The organism is Vogesella sp. LIG4 (assembly GCF_900090205.1).
GTDB lineage: Bacteria > Pseudomonadota > Gammaproteobacteria > Burkholderiales > Chromobacteriaceae > Vogesella.
The window spans coordinates 4,055,488-4,071,831 of record NZ_LT607802.1 but is presented as its reverse complement, the minus strand read 5'-3'; the positions used below and the strand labels follow the sequence as shown (position 1 = coordinate 4,071,831).

Annotated in this window: 19 protein-coding genes; 12 read left to right on the top strand and 7 right to left on the bottom strand. The window is 65.0% G+C overall.

Features of this window, described 5'->3' with window-relative positions; all coding sequences use genetic code 11:
* The first annotated feature begins 7 nt into the window (after nucleotides 1-7).
* From rho to PSELUDRAFT_RS18750, 3 genes are all read left to right on the top strand, one after another.
* Complete coding sequence (gene rho / locus PSELUDRAFT_RS18760; RefSeq protein ID WP_088968266.1) at nucleotides 8-1,264, top strand: transcription termination factor Rho; 1,257 nt, start codon at nucleotides 8-10, stop codon at nucleotides 1,262-1,264.
* A gap of 68 nt (nucleotides 1,265-1,332) precedes the next feature.
* Nucleotides 1,333-1,977 carry a trimeric intracellular cation channel family protein gene (locus tag PSELUDRAFT_RS18755; protein WP_088968265.1) on the top strand — a complete coding sequence of 215 codons (645 nt, stop codon included), beginning with the start codon at nucleotides 1,333-1,335 and terminating at the stop codon, nucleotides 1,975-1,977.
* Nucleotides 1,978-2,006: 29 nt separating this feature from the next.
* Nucleotides 2,007-2,579 carry a CoA pyrophosphatase gene (locus tag PSELUDRAFT_RS18750; RefSeq protein WP_231895265.1) on the top strand — a complete coding sequence of 191 codons (573 nt, stop codon included), beginning with the start codon at nucleotides 2,007-2,009 and terminating at the stop codon, nucleotides 2,577-2,579.
* A 78-nt stretch (nucleotides 2,580-2,657) separates the two neighbouring features.
* Here PSELUDRAFT_RS18750 and nadC read toward each other — a convergent pair whose 3' ends face one another.
* Nucleotides 2,658-3,500, bottom strand: a complete 843-nt coding sequence (gene nadC / locus PSELUDRAFT_RS18745; RefSeq protein WP_088968264.1) for a carboxylating nicotinate-nucleotide diphosphorylase — start codon at nucleotides 3,498-3,500, stop codon at nucleotides 2,658-2,660.
* Nucleotides 3,501-3,629: 129 nt separating this feature from the next.
* Between nadC and PSELUDRAFT_RS18740 the strand changes: the two genes are divergently transcribed.
* Nucleotides 3,630-4,289: an energy-coupling factor ABC transporter permease gene (locus PSELUDRAFT_RS18740; RefSeq protein ID WP_088968263.1), complete on the top strand. Its 660-nt coding sequence runs from the start codon at nucleotides 3,630-3,632 to the stop codon at nucleotides 4,287-4,289.
* A gap of 26 nt (nucleotides 4,290-4,315) precedes the next feature.
* Entirely contained in the window at nucleotides 4,316-4,696 is a 381-nt protein-coding gene (locus tag PSELUDRAFT_RS18735) for an MAPEG family protein (protein WP_088968262.1), read from the top strand.
* A gap of 78 nt (nucleotides 4,697-4,774) precedes the next feature.
* Here the strand turns inward: PSELUDRAFT_RS18735 and murB are convergent, their stop codons facing one another.
* The 3 genes from murB to PSELUDRAFT_RS18720 all read right to left on the bottom strand — a co-directional run bounded on the left by murB (nucleotide 4,775) and on the right by PSELUDRAFT_RS18720 (nucleotide 7,615).
* A complete protein-coding gene (gene murB, locus PSELUDRAFT_RS18730) occupies nucleotides 4,775-5,803 on the bottom strand; it encodes a UDP-N-acetylmuramate dehydrogenase (protein ID WP_088968261.1) in 1,029 nt (342 codons plus the stop codon).
* Between the two features lie 8 nt (nucleotides 5,804-5,811).
* Nucleotides 5,812-7,191: an MATE family efflux transporter gene (locus tag PSELUDRAFT_RS18725; protein ID WP_088968260.1), complete on the bottom strand. Its 1,380-nt coding sequence runs from the start codon at nucleotides 7,189-7,191 to the stop codon at nucleotides 5,812-5,814.
* A gap of 130 nt (nucleotides 7,192-7,321) precedes the next feature.
* Complete coding sequence (locus PSELUDRAFT_RS18720) at nucleotides 7,322-7,615, bottom strand: hypothetical protein (protein ID WP_088968259.1); 294 nt, start codon at nucleotides 7,613-7,615, stop codon at nucleotides 7,322-7,324.
* 373 nt (nucleotides 7,616-7,988) lie between these two features.
* On the opposite strand from PSELUDRAFT_RS18720, the gene pcnB reads away from it, so the two are divergent.
* The 7 genes from pcnB (at nucleotide 7,989) to PSELUDRAFT_RS18685 (ending at nucleotide 13,308) form a co-directional block, all read left to right on the top strand.
* Nucleotides 7,989-9,356 carry a polynucleotide adenylyltransferase PcnB gene (pcnB, locus tag PSELUDRAFT_RS18715; RefSeq protein ID WP_088968258.1) on the top strand — a complete coding sequence of 456 codons (1,368 nt, stop codon included), beginning with the start codon at nucleotides 7,989-7,991 and terminating at the stop codon, nucleotides 9,354-9,356.
* Nucleotides 9,353-9,832 carry a 2-amino-4-hydroxy-6-hydroxymethyldihydropteridine diphosphokinase gene (gene folK / locus PSELUDRAFT_RS18710; protein WP_088968257.1) on the top strand — a complete coding sequence of 160 codons (480 nt, stop codon included), beginning with the start codon at nucleotides 9,353-9,355 and terminating at the stop codon, nucleotides 9,830-9,832. The genes pcnB and folK overlap by 4 nt, the downstream gene beginning before the upstream one ends.
* A gap of 23 nt (nucleotides 9,833-9,855) precedes the next feature.
* Nucleotides 9,856-10,494, top strand: a complete 639-nt coding sequence (locus tag PSELUDRAFT_RS18705; protein ID WP_088968256.1) for a deoxynucleoside kinase — start codon at nucleotides 9,856-9,858, stop codon at nucleotides 10,492-10,494.
* Nucleotides 10,495-10,560: 66 nt separating this feature from the next.
* Nucleotides 10,561-11,352: a 3-methyl-2-oxobutanoate hydroxymethyltransferase gene (gene panB, locus PSELUDRAFT_RS18700; protein WP_088968255.1), complete on the top strand. Its 792-nt coding sequence runs from the start codon at nucleotides 10,561-10,563 to the stop codon at nucleotides 11,350-11,352.
* Between the two features lie 7 nt (nucleotides 11,353-11,359).
* Nucleotides 11,360-12,193 carry a pantoate--beta-alanine ligase gene (panC, locus tag PSELUDRAFT_RS18695; RefSeq protein ID WP_088968254.1) on the top strand — a complete coding sequence of 278 codons (834 nt, stop codon included), beginning with the start codon at nucleotides 11,360-11,362 and terminating at the stop codon, nucleotides 12,191-12,193.
* Nucleotides 12,194-12,391: 198 nt separating this feature from the next.
* Complete coding sequence (gene panD, locus PSELUDRAFT_RS18690) at nucleotides 12,392-12,772, top strand: aspartate 1-decarboxylase (protein ID WP_088968253.1); 381 nt, start codon at nucleotides 12,392-12,394, stop codon at nucleotides 12,770-12,772.
* Nucleotides 12,773-12,906: 134 nt separating this feature from the next.
* Nucleotides 12,907-13,308 (top strand): GFA family protein, encoded by a 402-nt coding sequence (locus PSELUDRAFT_RS18685; protein WP_231895264.1) that lies wholly within the window; start codon nucleotides 12,907-12,909, stop codon nucleotides 13,306-13,308.
* A 30-nt stretch (nucleotides 13,309-13,338) separates the two neighbouring features.
* Here PSELUDRAFT_RS18685 and rraA read toward each other — a convergent pair whose 3' ends face one another.
* From rraA to nth, 3 genes are all read right to left on the bottom strand, one after another.
* A complete protein-coding gene (gene rraA / locus PSELUDRAFT_RS18680) occupies nucleotides 13,339-13,818 on the bottom strand; it encodes a ribonuclease E activity regulator RraA (protein ID WP_088968252.1) in 480 nt (159 codons plus the stop codon).
* 229 nt (nucleotides 13,819-14,047) lie between these two features.
* Complete coding sequence (locus PSELUDRAFT_RS18675; RefSeq protein ID WP_088968575.1) at nucleotides 14,048-15,529, bottom strand: DegQ family serine endoprotease; 1,482 nt, start codon at nucleotides 15,527-15,529, stop codon at nucleotides 14,048-14,050.
* A 119-nt stretch (nucleotides 15,530-15,648) separates the two neighbouring features.
* On the bottom strand, nucleotides 15,649-16,281 hold the full coding sequence (gene nth, locus PSELUDRAFT_RS18670; RefSeq protein WP_088968251.1) for an endonuclease III: 633 nt from the start codon (nucleotides 16,279-16,281) through the stop codon (nucleotides 15,649-15,651).
* Between the last annotated feature and the right edge of the window lie 63 nt (nucleotides 16,282-16,344).

Here is a 16,344-nt window from a genome sequence, read left to right as displayed (position 1 = left end):
ACACACTATGCACCTCACTGATCTCAAGCGTACGCATGTGAGCGAACTCGTCGAAATGGCCATTGCCAATGAAATCGACGGTGCCAGCCGCCTGCGCAAGCAGGATTTGCTCTTTGCCCTTTTGAAAAACCAGGCCAAAAAAGGCGAAAGCATCTTTGGCGAAGGTACGCTGGAAGTGCTGCCGGACGGCTTCGGTTTCCTGCGCAGCCCGGATTCCTCCTACCTGGCCGGCCCGGATGACATCTATGTCAGCCCGTCGCAGATCCGCCGCTTCAACCTGCACACCGGCGATACCATCGAGGGCGAGATCCGCACCCCGAAGGAAGGCGAACGCTACTTCGCGCTGGTGAAGGTGGACAAGGTGAACGGCGGCCCGCCGGAGCAGGCCAAGAACAAGATCCTGTTCGAGAACCTTACCCCGCTGTTCCCGACCGAGCGCCTGAACCTGGAGCGCGACATCCGCGGCGAGGAAAACATCACCAGCCGCCTGATCGACCTGATCTCGCCGATCGGCAAGGGCCAGCGCGGCCTGCTGGTGGCACCGCCGAAGTCCGGCAAGACCGTGATGCTCAAGCACATCGCTCACGCCATCACCAGCAATCATCCGGAAGTGGAGATGATCGTGCTGCTGATCGACGAACGCCCGGAAGAAGTGACCGAGATGCAGCGTTCGGTGAAGGGCGAAGTGGTGTCCTCCACCTTCGACGAACCGGCCACCCGCCACGTGCAGGTTGCCGAAATGGTGATCGAGAAGGCCAAGCGCCTGGTGGAGCACAAGAAGGACGTGGTGATCCTGCTGGATTCCATAACCCGTCTGGCGCGCGCCTACAACACCGTGATTCCGGCTTCCGGCAAGGTGCTGACCGGTGGTGTGGACGCCAACGCGCTGCAGCGCCCGAAGCGCTTCTTCGGTGCCGCCCGTAATATCGAGGAAGGCGGCTCGCTCACCATCATCGCCACCGCACTGGTAGATACCGGCTCGCGCATGGATGACGTGATCTACGAAGAATTCAAGGGTACCGGCAACATGGAAATCCACCTTGACCGTCGCATGGCGGAAAAGCGGATTTTCCCGGCCATCAACATCAACCGCTCCGGCACCCGCCGCGAAGAGCTGCTGATTCCGCAGGAACAGCTGCAGCGCATCTGGGTGCTGCGCAAGCTGCTGTACCCGATGGATGACCTGGAAGCGATGGAGTTCATGCTCGACAAGCTGCGGGCAACCAAGTCCAACCTGGCGTTCTTCGATTCGATGCGCCGCTAGGATTCGATGGTTGTCGTGCCATACGCCAGGCCTGCGGGTCTGGCGTTTGTTTTTTTGCGAGGAGAAATATGGATCCCGTCTGGCGTTTCCTGCTGGATTTCGACGGCTATGCCGCCATCGGCACCGTGGCATTCGCCATTTCCGGTTACCTGCTGGGGGTGCGCAAGCATCTCGACCTGCTGGGCATCGTCATTGTCACGCTGCTTACCGCCATCGGCGGCGGCATCATCCGCGACATGCTGGTTGGCCGCATGCCGCAGGTGTTCCTGAACAATACCAACCTGGTGATCATCGCGCTGAGCATGCTGTTCGCGCTGGCCGCGCGCCTGCACAAGCGCGAAAATGAAGTGCTGACCCGGCTGTTCATCATTGCCGACTCCATCGGCCTGGTGGCGTTCAGTCTGGCCGGCGCCAAGCTGGGGGTGGAATACCACCTCAACGCCTTTGGCGTGATCCTGCTGGGTTTTGTTACCGCGGTGGGCGGCGGCATCGTGCGCGACATGATGGTGAACGATGTGCCCTTCATCCTGCACAAGGACTTCTACGGCACGGTGTCCATCTTGGCGGCCGCGGTGCTGTACGGCCTGTCGGAGCTGGGCTGGGATCACCTGGTTGCCGTACAGCTGGTATTTGCCGGCGGCGTGGCGCTGCGCCTGCTGGCGCACTGGAGCGAACTGGCGCTGCCCAAGATCGCCGGGCGCAGAAAGGGTTGATGCGCATGATGTGGCAGGAGATGGACGCGATGGCAAGCTGGCTGGCCGGCTTTGCCGGCTTGCAGGTTGGCGACGAGGACGGCCTGGGCCTGCGTTTGCCGCCGGCCAAGGCGGCGGCGGTGCTGGTGGCCGTGCACTGGCAGGACGGCGAGTGGCGCATCCTGCTCACCCGCCGCACGCCGCATCTGCGCAGCCACGCCGGGCAGATCAGCTTTCCCGGCGGCCGTATCGAGCCCGAGGATGCCAGCGCCCGCGTAGCGGCGCTGCGCGAGGCGGAAGAGGAGGTGGGGTTGCCGCCGGCACTGGTGCGCGTGGTGGCCGAGCTGCCGGATTACGATACGGTAACCGGCTACCGCATCACGCCGGTGCTGGCACTGCTGCAAGGCTCGTTCCTGCCGCAGCCGTCGCCACAGGAGGTGGCCGAGGTGTTCTCGCTGCCGCTGGCGCTGGCGCTGGATGAAAGTGCCTACGAGCGCCACCCTTATGTGCGCGACGGTGTGGCCGGCCACTTCTATGCGCTGCGCTATGGCGACTACTTCATCTGGGGCGCTACCGCAGCGATGCTGCGGCGACTGGCGCGGCATCATGCGGCCAACTCCTGAGCGAACGGATACAAGCAAAAAGCCGGGGCAGATGCACCGGCTTTTTGCGTTCAGGGCCAGGAGCTTCGTTCCTGGTGCTTAGCTGGCAAAGCGCATCGACAGGTCCACCGCGCGCACGTCCTTGGTGAGCTTGCCGATGGAGATGCGATCCACGCCGGTTTCGGCGATGGCGCGCACGCTGGCCAGCTCCACGCCGCCGGAGGCTTCCAGCTCGGCGCGGCCGGCGGACAGGCGTACCGCTTCGCGCATATCGTCCAGCGACATATTGTCCAGCAGAATCAGCGTGCAGCCGGCTGCCAGCGCCTCCTGCAGCTCGGCCAGGTTTTCCACTTCCACCTGGATGCTCACACCGGCCGGCACCAGCGCGCGGGCATTGGCCAGGGCGGCGGTGATGCTGCCGGCGGCCATGATGTGGTTTTCCTTGATCAGCACACCGTCGTACAGGCCGATGCGCTGGTTCATGCCGCCGCCCACGGTCACCGCGTATTTCTGCGCCAGGCGCATGCAGGGCAGGGTCTTGCGGGTGTCGAGGATGCGGGCACGGTTGCCGGCGATGGCGTCCACGTAGCGGCGGGTTTCCGTGGCTACCGCCGACAGCGTCTGCAGCATGTTCAGCGCGGTGCGCTCGGCGGTAAGCAGCGCGCGTGCCGGGCCGCTGATCTCGCACAGGCACTGGCCGGCGGCCACCTTGTCGCCTTCGGCCACCTGCCAGCGCACCTGGCTGCGCGCATCCACCTGGCGGAAGGTTTCGTCGAACCAGGCGATGCCGCAGATCACCGCATCTTCGCGGGCGATCACGCGGGCGTTGCCCGGGCTGTCGGCGGCGATCAGCAGCGCGGTCCAGTCCTGCTGGCCGATGTCTTCGGCCAGTGCGTCGCTGACCAGGCGGGTGATGTGGTGGAAGGCGGGAAGGGTTGGCATTATCGATATCCTGAACTGGTTTGGCTGCATTTTACCGCGATTGCCGCCGTGCCGCCCCTGTCGTGCCGATGCGGCGCTGCTATCATGCCGGGTGGCAAAAAATTGCCGCATGCAATGCAAAGGGGAACCATGAATTTTGTGGCCAGTCAGTTTCCGGCGTGGGCGCTGTGGGCCGGCAATGCGCTGGGCGCGCTGCTGCTGCTGTTCGCCGCCAGCCGGGTGAGCTGGCGCACGCTGGACAGCCGCGCCGTCAATGCCTGGTTGGGCGCCTGCGTAGTCCTGGCGGGCTTCTGGCTGGGCCGCGCCGGCTTGCAGCCGGGGCTGAGCTTCCACCTGCTGGGTGGTACGGTGTTCACGCTACTGATGGGGCCGGCGCTGGCCTTGTTGGCGCTGGCGGTGGTGTTGGCCGGGCTGGCACTGGGCGGGCAGTTGGAATGGCTGGCGCTGGGGCTCAACTTCGTCTTGAGTTTGCTGCCGGCGGTGGCGCTGACTACGCTGATGTTGCGCCTTGCCCAGCGCCGCTTTGCGGCCAACGTATTCGTGTACGTGTTCGTGAATGCCTTCCTGACCGGGGCGGCCAGCCTGCTGCTGGCCGCGGCCTGCGGGCTGACGGCACTGCTGCTGGCCGGCGCCTATCCGCTGGAGCAGCTGCTGGAAAACGCGCTGCCGTATTATTTTCTGCTGGCCTGGTCGGAGGCTTTCACCAGTGGCCTGGTGCTGGCCATTCTGGTGGTCTACCGCCCGCACTGGGTGGCAACATTCGATGATGCACGCTATCTGAACGACTGATAGCGTCAAAACCAAGGAGAGACACTATGCATTTTGCGTTCTGGGTGGTGCTGATTGCGGCAGTGCTGCCGCTGGTATGGGCTATGGTGGCCAAGTCTGGTGGCACTTTCGACAACCATGCGCCGCGCGCTTACCTGGCGAAGCTCTCCGGCTGGCGCCAGCGTGCGCAGTGGGCGCAGCAGAATGCCTGGGAGGCGCTGACGCCGTTTGCCGCCGGGGTGATCATTGCCACCCTGCAGCAGGTGCCGCCGGAGCGCATCGATGCGGCAGCGCTGACTTTCCTGCTGGCGCGCATCGCGCATGGCGTGCTGTACATTGCCGACCAGGCAACGCTGCGCTCGCTGGCGTGGACGGTGGGCTTTGGCAGCGTGGTGTATACGTTCCTGCTGGCGGCACATCGACTATAAGAGTCGCTGTATTGCGCGGTTAAAAACATGCGGCCAACCCTCAGGGTTGGCCGCATGTTTGTTTGGGGCGAGGCAGGCTCAGAGCACGATCGGCTCCGGCTCCAGCAGCACACCATAGCGCTCGCGCACGCTGCCCTGCACCTTCTGCGCCAGCGCCCACATCTGGCTGCCGCTGGCCTGGCCATGGTTCACCAGTACCAGCGCCTGGCGCTCATGCACGCCGGCATCGCCGTCGCGGTAGCCTTTCAGCCCGGCCTGGTCGATCAGCCAGCCGGCGGCCAGTTTCACGCTGCCATCGGGCTGCGGGTAGTGCGGCAGGGTAGGGAAGCGTGCCAGCAGCGCATCCGCCTCGGCCTGGCTCAGCACCGGGTTCTTGAAGAAGCTGCCGGCATTGCCGAGCTGCGCCGGGTCCGGCAGCTTGCTCTGGCGGATGGCGATGACCGCGGCGCTGACCTGCTGTGCGGTGGGCGTGCCATCCACGCCCATGGCGGCCAGTTGCTGGCGCAGGTCGCCATAGCCGATGCGCGGGTTGAAGCGGCGTTGCAGGCGGAAGCGTACCGCCGTTACCAGTACCTGCCCGGCCAGTTCCTGCTTGAAGATGCTGTCGCGGTAGGCAAAGCGGCAGTCGGCATTGTCCAGCAGCAGCTCGCGCCCGCCGTGGCGCAGGTCGGCGCACACCACTTGCTGCAGTTGATCCTTCACTTCCACACCATAGGCGCCGATGTTCTGGATCGGGCTGGCGCCGACGGTGCCGGGAATCAGGCTGAGGTTTTCCAGCCCGCTCCAGCCCTGGGCCAGGGTGTATTGCACGAAATCGTGCCAGTTTTCGCCGGCGGCGGCTTCCACCAGCACGCTGTCGCCGTCGTCGGCCAGCAGGCGGATGCCCTTGAGTGCGACCTTGATGACCAGGCCGGGGTAGTCGCGGGTGAACAGCAGGTTGCTGCCGCCGCCCAGCCACAGCACCGGGCCCTGGCGGTAGGCATCGCTGGTGGTAATGGCCGGCAGTTGCGCCGGGTCGTCCAGTACGCAGAAGTTGGCCGCATGCACGTTCATGCCGAAGGTGTTCAGCGCGCGCAGCGGGTAGTGGTGATGCATTACAGGGTTCATGCTTTCTTTCAGGCGGTTTGACGATGCAGCCGTTGCCGGCTGACGCGCGCCAGATAGCTTACCAGCAGCACGCCGGCGGTGCTCAGGCTGATCACCAGCGCCGCCCAGAAGCCATGCACGCCCATGCGCGGCGCGCCCAGGCCCAGCCAGGCGCCCAGCAGCAGGCCGAAGCCCCAGAATGACACGATGTGGATCACCATCGGGATGGTGGTGATCTTGTAGCCGCGCAGCGCGCTGGAGGCGATGGTCTGCATGGCATCGGTCAGCTGGTAGAAGGCGGCGAACAGCATCAGCGTGCCGCCCAGCGCAATCACCGCCGGGTCGGCGCTGTACAGACGCATGATGTCGTGGCGATCCAGCAGCACCCACAGCATGGTCAGCGATGCCATCGCCAGCCCCAGCGCCAGGCTGACGCCGCATACCGTGCGGGCGCGGTGGTAGTCGCCGGCGCCCACGCTCTGGCCGACGCGGATGGTGGCGGCGGTGCCTATGCTCTGCGGAATCATGTAGATCACGCTGGAGAAGTTGATCACCGTCTGGTGGGTGGCCACCACGGTGGTGCCCAGCTTGGCGACCAGCAGCGCGATGAAGGAAAACAGGCTCACCTCCACGAAGAAGGACAGCCCGATGGGCAGCCCCAGCTTGAGGAAGGCCGGGAAGCGCCGCCACTGCGGCGCCACCAGCCCCTGGCACAGGCCATAGGGCTGGAACACGCGATGGAACTTGATATACAGGTATAGCGCGGTGGCATTGAAGATGAACACGCAGCCGGTGGCCCAGCCGCAGCCAGCGCCGCCCAGCGCCGGCAGGCCGAACAGGCCGTGGATCAGCGCGTAGTTGAGCGGGATGTTCAGCAGCAGGCCGGTAACGCTCACCACCATCAGCGGGCGGGTGTGGCCCAGGCTGGAGGCGAACGCTGCCAGCGAGCGGTGCAGGATGGCGGCCGGCATGCCCATGGCGGCACCGTCGATGAACAGCATCGCCTTGTCCACCACTACCGGCGGCAGGTCCAGCCACAGCCGCAGCAGCGGCTGCACCGCCAGCATCAGGCCGGCGCCGCACATCCCCAGCAGCAGGCCGAACCACAGGCCCTGGCGCGCGGTATCGCCCAGGGCGGTGGTTTCGCCGCGGCCGTGCTGCTGCGCGAGGATGGGGTTCAGCGCCGCCGCCACGCCGATCAGCGTGACATAGGTGGTGATGAACACGCTGGCGCCCAGCGACACCGCAGCCAGGTCGTCGGTGCTGACGCGACCGGCCATGACCGTATCGACGAAGCCGGTGGCCACCTGTGCGATCTGCGCCACCATCATCGGCAGCGCCAGCTTGATCAGCAGCAGGGCTTCGCGGCGCAACAGCTGCCACGGGCTACGGTTCAGTTCAAACAGCATGGACGGGGTACCAGTGGGCAAAGGGGCACCATTATAAGCGTGCTTTGCCGCTGGCATAGCGGGGCTGGCCGCAGGCTGTACAGCGCTGTCGCTTTGCCTGGCCGCGCGATGCGGCCAACCTTGGCAAGGCCTAGTCGAAGTGTGCCGGCGGGTCGCAGCGCAGGTGGCAGCTGATGACCAGTTCGTTGCCGAAGCGGGCGTTGATGTTCAGCGCTTCGGTCAGCGTCAGGTCGTCTATGGTCAGCGTGCCCTGCTGCAGGGCGATGTCGAGATTGCGTTCGGTGGCGTAGGCGGCCAGTTCGGTGAGGCGCGGCTTGGCATTGCTGCCCAGCACGCGGGCGGTGAGGGTGCCGCGCAGCGCCGGCGTGGTGGTTTGCGGCGCGGTGGCGAAATCGGTGTAGCGGTCTTCCTGGCAGTCGTACATGGCAGTCTCCGTAGCTGTGGTGCGCGCCCGGTTACCGCCGAGCGACGCTTTAGCAGAATTTCGATGGCGCCCTGCAAGTTGTCGATTAACTCGGCGCATAAAACACGTTGCCCGTTTCCGGTGGCTGCAATGCAAAAACCCGCTGTGACCAGTAAGGGCAGCAGCGGGTTAGGCATGTGCTCTTAGCCGGTATTTATCAGGCGCCCCGCAAGCAGCAAAAATCGGCGCAAGCCCAGAAGTTAGAGCAGACGCTCCGCACTGTCAAGCATTGTGTCGGGATGACGCTGGAGCCTACCGGCGGTATCGGGCTATAATCCCGCGCTCAAGCCCACGACGGCATGCGCCGCACAGCTCACCTCCAGATAACATTCCCATGATCCGCAAATTGTTCAGTCGCGTCTTCGACTTGTCCGGCAATCGTGCCGCCAACAAAACCAAACCACGCGTGATGTCGCTGGCGCAGCACGGCGTTCGCCGCGATGGCCTGAGCAATGCCGCGCTGCGCGTGGTATCGCGCCTGCAGGAATCCGGACACGCCGCCTACGTGGTGGGCGGCGCGGTGCGCGACCTGCTGCTGGGCGTCACGCCCAAGGATTTCGACGTGGCCACCAGTGCCACCCCGGAAGAGGTGCACCACCTGTTCCGCCGCTCGCGCATCATCGGCCGCCGCTTCCGCATCGTGCACGTGATGATGGGGCCGGAAACCATCGAAGTGACCACCTTCCGCGGCGGCGATATCGGCAAGACCAGCGACAGCGGCCGCATCATGGCGGACAACACCTACGGCAGCCAGGCCGAGGATGCGCAGCGCCGCGACTTCACCGTCAACGCGTTGTTCTACAACCCCACCGATGAAACCATCATTGATTACCACCACGGCGTGAAGGATCTGCACGCCAGGAAGCTGGTGATGATCGGCCAGCCGGCACGCCGCTACCAGGAAGACCCGGTGCGCATGCTGCGCGCGGTGCGTCTGGCGGCCAAGCTGGGTTTCGAGATCGACGAACACACCCGCAAGCCGATTGCCTCGCATGCCAGCCTGCTGAAGAACGAGCCGCCGGCGCGGCTGTTCGACGAGCTGCTCAAGCTGCTGCACTCCGGGCAGGCCTTCGCCTGTCTGCAGAAGCTGCGTGACGAGGGCCTGTCGCGCGGTATTTTCCCGCTGCTGGACGCGGTGCTGGACGAACAGGGCGGCGAAGCCTTCCTCAAGCTGGCGCTGGCCAATACCGACGAGCGCGTGCGCGCCGACAAGCCGGTATCGGTGGGCTTCATGCTGGCCGCCATGCTGTGGGCGCAGGTGAACAACCGCTGGCAGGCCAATATCGAGCGGGGCGACAAATCGCTGCCGGCACTGATGCTGGCAATGAGCGAGGTGGAATCGCTGCAGGACAACGATTTCGCCATTCCGCGCCGCTTCTCCGCCACCATGCGCGAGATCTGGTCGCTGCAGCCGCGCTTCGAAAGCCGCGGCGGCGCGCGCCCGTTCCGCTTCCTGGAGCAGCCGCGCTTCCGTGCGGCCTTCGATTTCTACAGCCTGCGCGCCGAAGTGGGCGAAGTGCCGCACGACATGGTGCAATGGTGGTCCGAGTTCCAGGACGCCGACCACAACACCCGCCAGGAGCTGATCGCCGAGGCGGCTGCCGCCGGCAAGGAGCAGGGCGAGGGTGGCGATGCGCAGCGCAAGAAGCGCCGCCGCCGCCGTCGCAGCAATGCCAGTGCCGGTGGAGGTGACGGGGCGTGAAGCGTGCGGTGATCGCGCTGGGCAGCAATCTGGATGACCCGGTCGCCCAGGTGGAGGCAGCGCTGGCGGCCATTGCCGCGCTGCCGGGCGTGCGCCTCACGCGCCGTTCGTCCTGCTACCGCACCGCGCCGGTGGGCTATGCCGACCAGCCGGACTTCATCAACGCGGTGTGCGAAGTGGAAAGCGCGCTGGCGCCGGCCGAGCTGCTGGCTGCCCTGCTGCGGCTGGAGCAGGATTTCGGCCGCGTACGCACCTTCCGCAACGCACCGCGCGTGCTGGACCTGGACCTGCTGCTGGTGGAAGGCGTCAGCCAGCACGACGAATTTCTTACCCTGCCGCACCCGCGCATGCACGAGCGCGCCTTCGTGATGCTGCCGCTGGCAGAAATGGCGCCGGAATGGCGCATCGGCGAACTTGGTACCGCGGCCGAGCTTGCGGCCAACCTGGACGCCGGCGGCGTAAGCCGCCTGGCGTGAGCTGACAGTCTGGAGAACAAGGCATGACGCAATTGCGCTACGTGGTGGTGGAAGGCCCGATCGGCGCCGGTAAATCGCAACTGGCCCGCCGGCTGGCGGATTACTGGTCGGTACGGCTGCTGGCCGAGGCACCGGAGCAGAACCCGTTCCTGACGCGCTTCTATCGCCACCCGCCGTACCATGCGCTGGCTACCCAGCTGTCCTTCCTGATGCAGCGCGCCGACGCCGCGCACGACATGCTGCACGGCGACTTGCTGGCTGCGCCGCTGGTGTCCGACTTCCTGTTCGACAAGGACGAGCTGTTCGCCAGCAAGACGCTGGACGCCGACGAGCTGGCCATCTACCGCCGCATCGTGCAGCGCTTCCTGCCGGAATATCCGGTGCCGGATCTGGTGATCTACCTGCAGGCCTCGGCCGATACCGTGGCCGGCAGGTTGGCCGCACGCGCCGCCACCACCGACCAGCCGCCGATGCCGGAAGGCTATGTGCAGCGCATGCACGAGGCCTACAGCGCCTTCTTCCACAACTACGAAGCGGCGCCGCTGCTGATCGTGAACACCGACAACCTCGATCTGGTTGAAGGCAACGAAGATTTCGAGCTATTGTTGCGCTGCATCACGGAAATGCGTGGTCAGCGCAGTTACTTCAACAAGGGGCTCTGAACCCGGTGCGCGACCGCGGCCACAAGCGGCGTTTCGCCACTGGAAGCAACGAGGACACACAACAATATGAAAGTCACCGTCAACACGCTGCAGCACATGGCAGCGGAAGGTCAGAAGATCGCCATGCTGACCTGCTACGACGCCAGTTTTTCTACTCTGATGGATGATGCCGGCGTGGACATCCTGCTGATCGGCGATTCGCTGGGCATGGTGATGCAGGGCGAGGACTCCACCCTGCCGGTCAGCATGCCGGAAATGGAATACCACACCCGCTGTGTGGCCCGCGGCGCCAAGCGCGCCATGGTGCTGGCCGACATGCCGTTCGGCAGCTACCAGGAAAGCCCGGCGCAGGGCTTTGCCAATGCCGCCCGCCTGATGCAGGCCGGCGCTCACATGGTGAAGATCGAAGGCGGTGCCTTCATGGCGGAAACCGTGCGTTTCCTGGTGCAGCGCGGCGTGCCGGTGTGTGCTCACATCGGCCTCACCCCGCAGTTCGTGAATACCTTTGGCGGCTACAAGGTGCAGGGCAAGAGCGAGAGCGATGCCGAGCGCCTGCAGGCCGATGCCCGCGCGCTGGCCGAAGCCGGTGCCAGCCTGGTGCTGATGGAATGCGTGCCGGCAGCGTTGGCCGCACGCATCAGCCAGGAAATCGGCGTGCCCACCATCGGCATCGGCGCCGGCCCGGACGTGTCCGGCCAGGTGCTGGTGATCTACGATGTGCTGGGCGTGTACCCGGGCAAGAAGGCCCGTTTCGTGAAGAACTTCATGGCCGAGGCGCACAGCATCCAGGGTGCGGTGGCCGGCTATGTCGCCGCGGTGAAGGATGGTTCCTTCCCGGCGGCCGAACACTGTTTCTGAGGTCAGCATGCAAGTCATCCGCAGTATTGCCGAACTTCGCGCCTGGCGCCGCAGCGCCGGCCGCATCGCCTTCGTGCCCACCATGGGCAACCTGCATGCCGGCCACCTGGCCCTGGTGGCCGCCGCGCACCAGTACGCCGACCAGGTGGTGGTGAGCATTTTCGTCAACCGCCTGCAGTTCGGCCAGGGTGAGGATTTCGACGCCTACCCGCGCACTTTTGCCGACGATTGCGCCAAGCTGGACGCCGCCGGGGTGGACGTGCTGTTCTTCCCGGACGAGCGCGAGTTGTACCCGCGCATCAAGCAGGATTTCAACGTCGAGCCGCCGCATATCCAGAACGAGCTGTGCGGCGCGTTCCGCCCGGGGCACTTCCGCGGCGTGGCCACCGTGGTGAGCAAGCTGTTCAACATCGTGCAGCCGGACGTGGCCTGCTTCGGCAAGAAGGATTACCAGCAGCTGCATGTGATCCGCGCCATGGTGGACGACCTGAACATGCCGATCGAGATCGTGCCGGTGGATACCGGCCGCGCCGACGACGGCCTGGCGCTGTCCTCGCGCAACGGCTACCTCAGTACCGACGAGCGCGCCGAAGCGCCGCGTCTGTACCGCAACCTGGCGGCGATCCGCGATGCGCTGCAGGCTGGCGACAGCAATTACGTGGCGCTGGAGAAAACCGCCTGCGACGATCTGGCCGCCCATGGCTGGCGCGTGGACTACGTGGAGATCCGCCAGGCCGACACCCTGGAGATCGCCCACGCCGGCGAGCCGCGCCTGGTGGTGCTGGCCGCCGCACGGCTGGGCAAGACCCGGCTGATCGACAATATCGAAGTAAGGCGCTGAAGCGCCAGGCTGCGAAAAGTGCTCTGCTGCGGTGCTACAGGACCCGGCAGAGCCGGGCTCCTCCAGCGATGTGATTGCTTGCGCAGCCTTGCCATTGAATCTCAATCCCCCCGCCCTTGCCCTGCAAGGGAGCCTCGCTTCGCGAGTGGGGGTTGTCAAATATCTGACGCGCGGAAGCGCGTACCAAGGAAGACCGCCATGCAGCGTTCCATGCTGAAATCCAAGCTCCACCGTGTTACCACCACCCATGCCGAACTGCACTACATCGGCTCCTGCGCCATCGACGAAAACCTGCTGGAAGCCGCCGATATCAAGGAATACGAAGAGGTGCAGATCTGGAACGTGACCAATGGCGAGCGCTTTGCCACCTACGCCATCCGTGCCGAGCGTGGCTCGGGTGTGATCTCGGTGAACGGTTCCGCCGCGCGCCGCGCCGCGCCGGGTGACCTGCTGATCATCGCCTCCTTCGCCGCCTACGAAGACAGCGAACTGGCCAATCACTCGCCCAAGCTGGTGTTCGTAGACGAGAACAACGTGATGACCGAACTGATGGGTGCTACCCCGGTACAGCCGGCGTAAGCGCTAAGCACAGAAAGACAAAGGCCCGGCAATCTTGTCGGGCCTTTATTTTTTGCTGCATCGCTGCGGGCTGGCAAACGTGCCGTTTCCGGCTATAGTTTTCTAACCGGCTGATTTGACACGGAGAATGCGCGATGCGAGGAAGATGTCTGTGCGGTGCCGTCCGCTACCGCTTGCGCGGCCAACCTTATCACGTCACCCACTGCCATTGCGCCTCCTGCCGGCTAGCCAGCGGCGCGCCGTTCGTCACCTGGTTCACGGTGCGGGCGCTGGAGCTGGAGTTGCAGGGCGAGGTGCGGCACTACCAGTCGTCCATGGGTGTGCAGCGCGGTTTCTGCCCGCGCTGCGGCACCACGCTCAGTTACCGCCACGAAGCCTCGCCGGACGAGATCGACCTCACCGCCGCCACGCTGGAAAACCCGGAGCAGCTGGAGCCGGAAGACCACACCTGGACCCAGGACATGCTGGGCTGGATCCGCATGCTGACCCTGCTGCCGCGCCACCGGCGCCACCGCCAGTACGACCGCAGCGCCTGACAAGGTTGGCCGCAAGCGGCCTGCGCAGGTTTACAGCAGGGCGGTGGCGGAAACCAGCACGCCGTCCTCGTCGGCGTACAGCCACTGGCCGGGTACGAAGTCCACGCCACCGAAGTTCACCGTCAGTTCCCGAGTGCCCTCGTTACGCTTCACCGATTTCTTCGGGTTGGTGGCCAGCGCGCGTACGCCCAGCGGCAGCGCGTTGATGGCCACCGAGTCGCGGATGCAGCCGTGGATCACCACGCCTTCCCACTGATTCTTCACCGCCAGTTCGGCAATCTGGTCACCCAGCAATGCGCAGCGCAGCGAGCCACCGCCATCCACCACCAGCACCTTGCCCTTGCCGGGCTCGCTTAGTACCTCGCGCACCAGGGTGTTGTCTTCGAACAGTTTCAGGGTGACGATCTGGCCGCAAAAGCGCGCGCGGGCGCCGTAGCTTTGCAGCATCGGCAGTAGTACGGCTACCTGGCCTTCGTTGGCGTCGTACAGATCGGTAGTGAGGAAGCTCATGATTTCTCCTTGGTGCCAGCTTTTGTTGTGATGGGCAAAAAAAGGCCGCCCATGCGGGCGGCCGAGAATGCTGACAAAGTCCTTGCGCCCGGCGCAAGGACTTTGTTTTGTAAACAGAAAGGCTGCCGATGCAAAGGCTTGGCAGGAGCGGCCCGGCTTTGCCGGGTCCGGTGGAGGTAAATGGGCTCCTTGTCCGCAGCCTGAGCCGCCCATGTGGGCGGTCGGTAGATCAATTGAGGCGCAAGGGCACGAACAGCGTACTGTCCTGACGCCGCACCAGTAGTGCGATATTGCCGTTGGCGCTGGCCAGTGCACGCTCGAAAGTCTTGATGCTGGTGATTTCGGTCTGGTTGAGGCCGATGATCACGTCGCCGCTGGTCAGCCCGGCCTGGGCGGCCACGCCCTGCGCCTTCTGCACCACCAGGCCGCCATGCAGCCCCAGGGTCTGCTTGTCGTCGGCGGTGAGTTCGGCCAGGGTCAGGCCCAGCTTGCCGAACTGGAAGCTTTGCGGCACGGCAGGGGTGGCTTCACCCGGCTGGGCTGCCTGGTCGGTTACCAATTCCGCCAGCGTGGCGTCCACGTTCTGCTCGTTGCCCTTGCGCCATACGCCCAGCTTGATGTGGGTGCCCGGCGGCTGGTCGCCCACCATGCGTGGCAGGTCGCGCGAGTTGTCCACGGTCTGGCCGTTCAGGCGCAGGATGATGTCACCGATGTGGATGCCGGCACGGCTGGCCGGGCCATTCGGCTCCACGCGCACCACCAGCGCTCCGCGCGGGCGGTCCAGGCCGAAGGACTGCGCCAGTTCCTGGGTGACTTCCTGGATGTGCACGCCAAGTTGGCCGCGGCTTACCTTGCCGCTGCTCTTGAGCTGCTCGGCCACTTTCATGGCGATGTCGATCGGAATGGCGAAGGAAATGCCCATGAAGCCGCCGGAACGGCTGTAGATCTGCGAGTTGATGCCCACCACTTCGCCGCGCAGGTTGAACAGCGGCCCGCCGGAGTTGCCGGGGTTGATCGCCACGTCGGTCTGGATGAAGGGCACATAGCTTTCGTCCGGCAGGCTGCGGCCCTTGGCCGATACGATGCCGGCGGTGACGGTGTTCTCGAAGCCGAACGGTGCACCGATGGCGGCTACCCATTCACCCACCTTCAGCTGGCTGGGGGAGCCGATCTTGACGGTGGGCAGGCTGGCGGCCTCCACTTTCAGCACGGCCACGTCGGTACGCTTGTCCAGGCCCACCAGCTTGGCGCGCAGCTCGCGCTTGTCGGTGAGCATCACCTTGATCTGGCTGCCGCCGGCCACGACGTGGGCATTGGTCAGGATGTAGCCGTCGTTGGACAGGATGAAGCCGGAGCCGAAGGAAATGCTTTCCGAGGGCTGCGGGTCGGGCGGCTGGTTCGGGTTAGGCATGTAGCGGCGGAAGAACTCGTAGAACGGGTCGTCCTCCGGCACCGGCACCGGCAGCTCACTGCTGGAAGAGGCCTGGCTGTTGTCGCTGCGCACCGCCTGGATGTTCACCACTGCAGGGCCTTCGCGCTCCACCAGCTGGGTGAAGTCGGGCAACAGCATCTGCACGCTGCCGTCCGCCTTGGCCGGCACCGCTACCTGGGGGCCCTTGTTCTCGTCCTTGAACAGGGCTTCGATCTTGCCACAGCCAACCAGCGACACCAGCAGGGCGCTGGCAATGGCCAGGCGGGTATAACTCTTCACCTGAAACAATCCTTTATGCAGAAGTGGGCAGCCCGTACCAGTGGGCGCTGCCACGAGGCGCTTGCCCCGTTTGTGCCCAAGCTGGCGACAAAACCGTGAATATCAATCGCCAGTGGTCATCATACGGTTTTTGCCGGGTATTCGCACAGGTCGGCGATGACACAACGCTCGCATTCCGGCTTGCGTGCCTTGCAGACGTAACGACCGTGCAGGATGAGCCAGTGATGGGCATCCAGTTTGTATTCCGCCGGTACGTAGCGCAACAGTTTGTCTTCCACTTCGCGCACGTCCTTGCCGGGGGCGATGCGGGTGCGGTTGGCCACGCGGAAAATATGAGTATCTACTGCAATGGTAGGCTGTCCGAAGGCAGTATTCAGCACCACGTTGGCGGTCTTGCGGCCAACCCCCGGCAGCGCCTCCAGCGCCTCGCGCGTCTGCGGTACTTCGCCATCGTACTGTTCCACCAGGATGCGGCAGGTGGCCACGGTGTTTTTGGCCTTGGTGCGGAACAGGCCGATGGTCTTGATGTAGTCGCTCACGCCTTCCTCGCCCAGCGCCAGCATGGCGCGCGCGGTGGGCGCCACCTGGAACAGCACGCGGGTGGCCTTGTTGACGCCCACGTCGGTGGCCTGTGCCGACAGCAGCACGGCGATCAGCAGCTGGAACGGGCTGGCGTATTCCAGCTCGGTGGTGGGGTGCGGGTTGTGCGCCTTCAGGCGCTCGAAGATCTGCAGGCGTTTGGCGGCGTTCATGATTCGGTGGCTGGCAGGTAAAGGTTGGCCGCAAGCAGGTTGCCGGCGGAGTGCTGCGTTGTT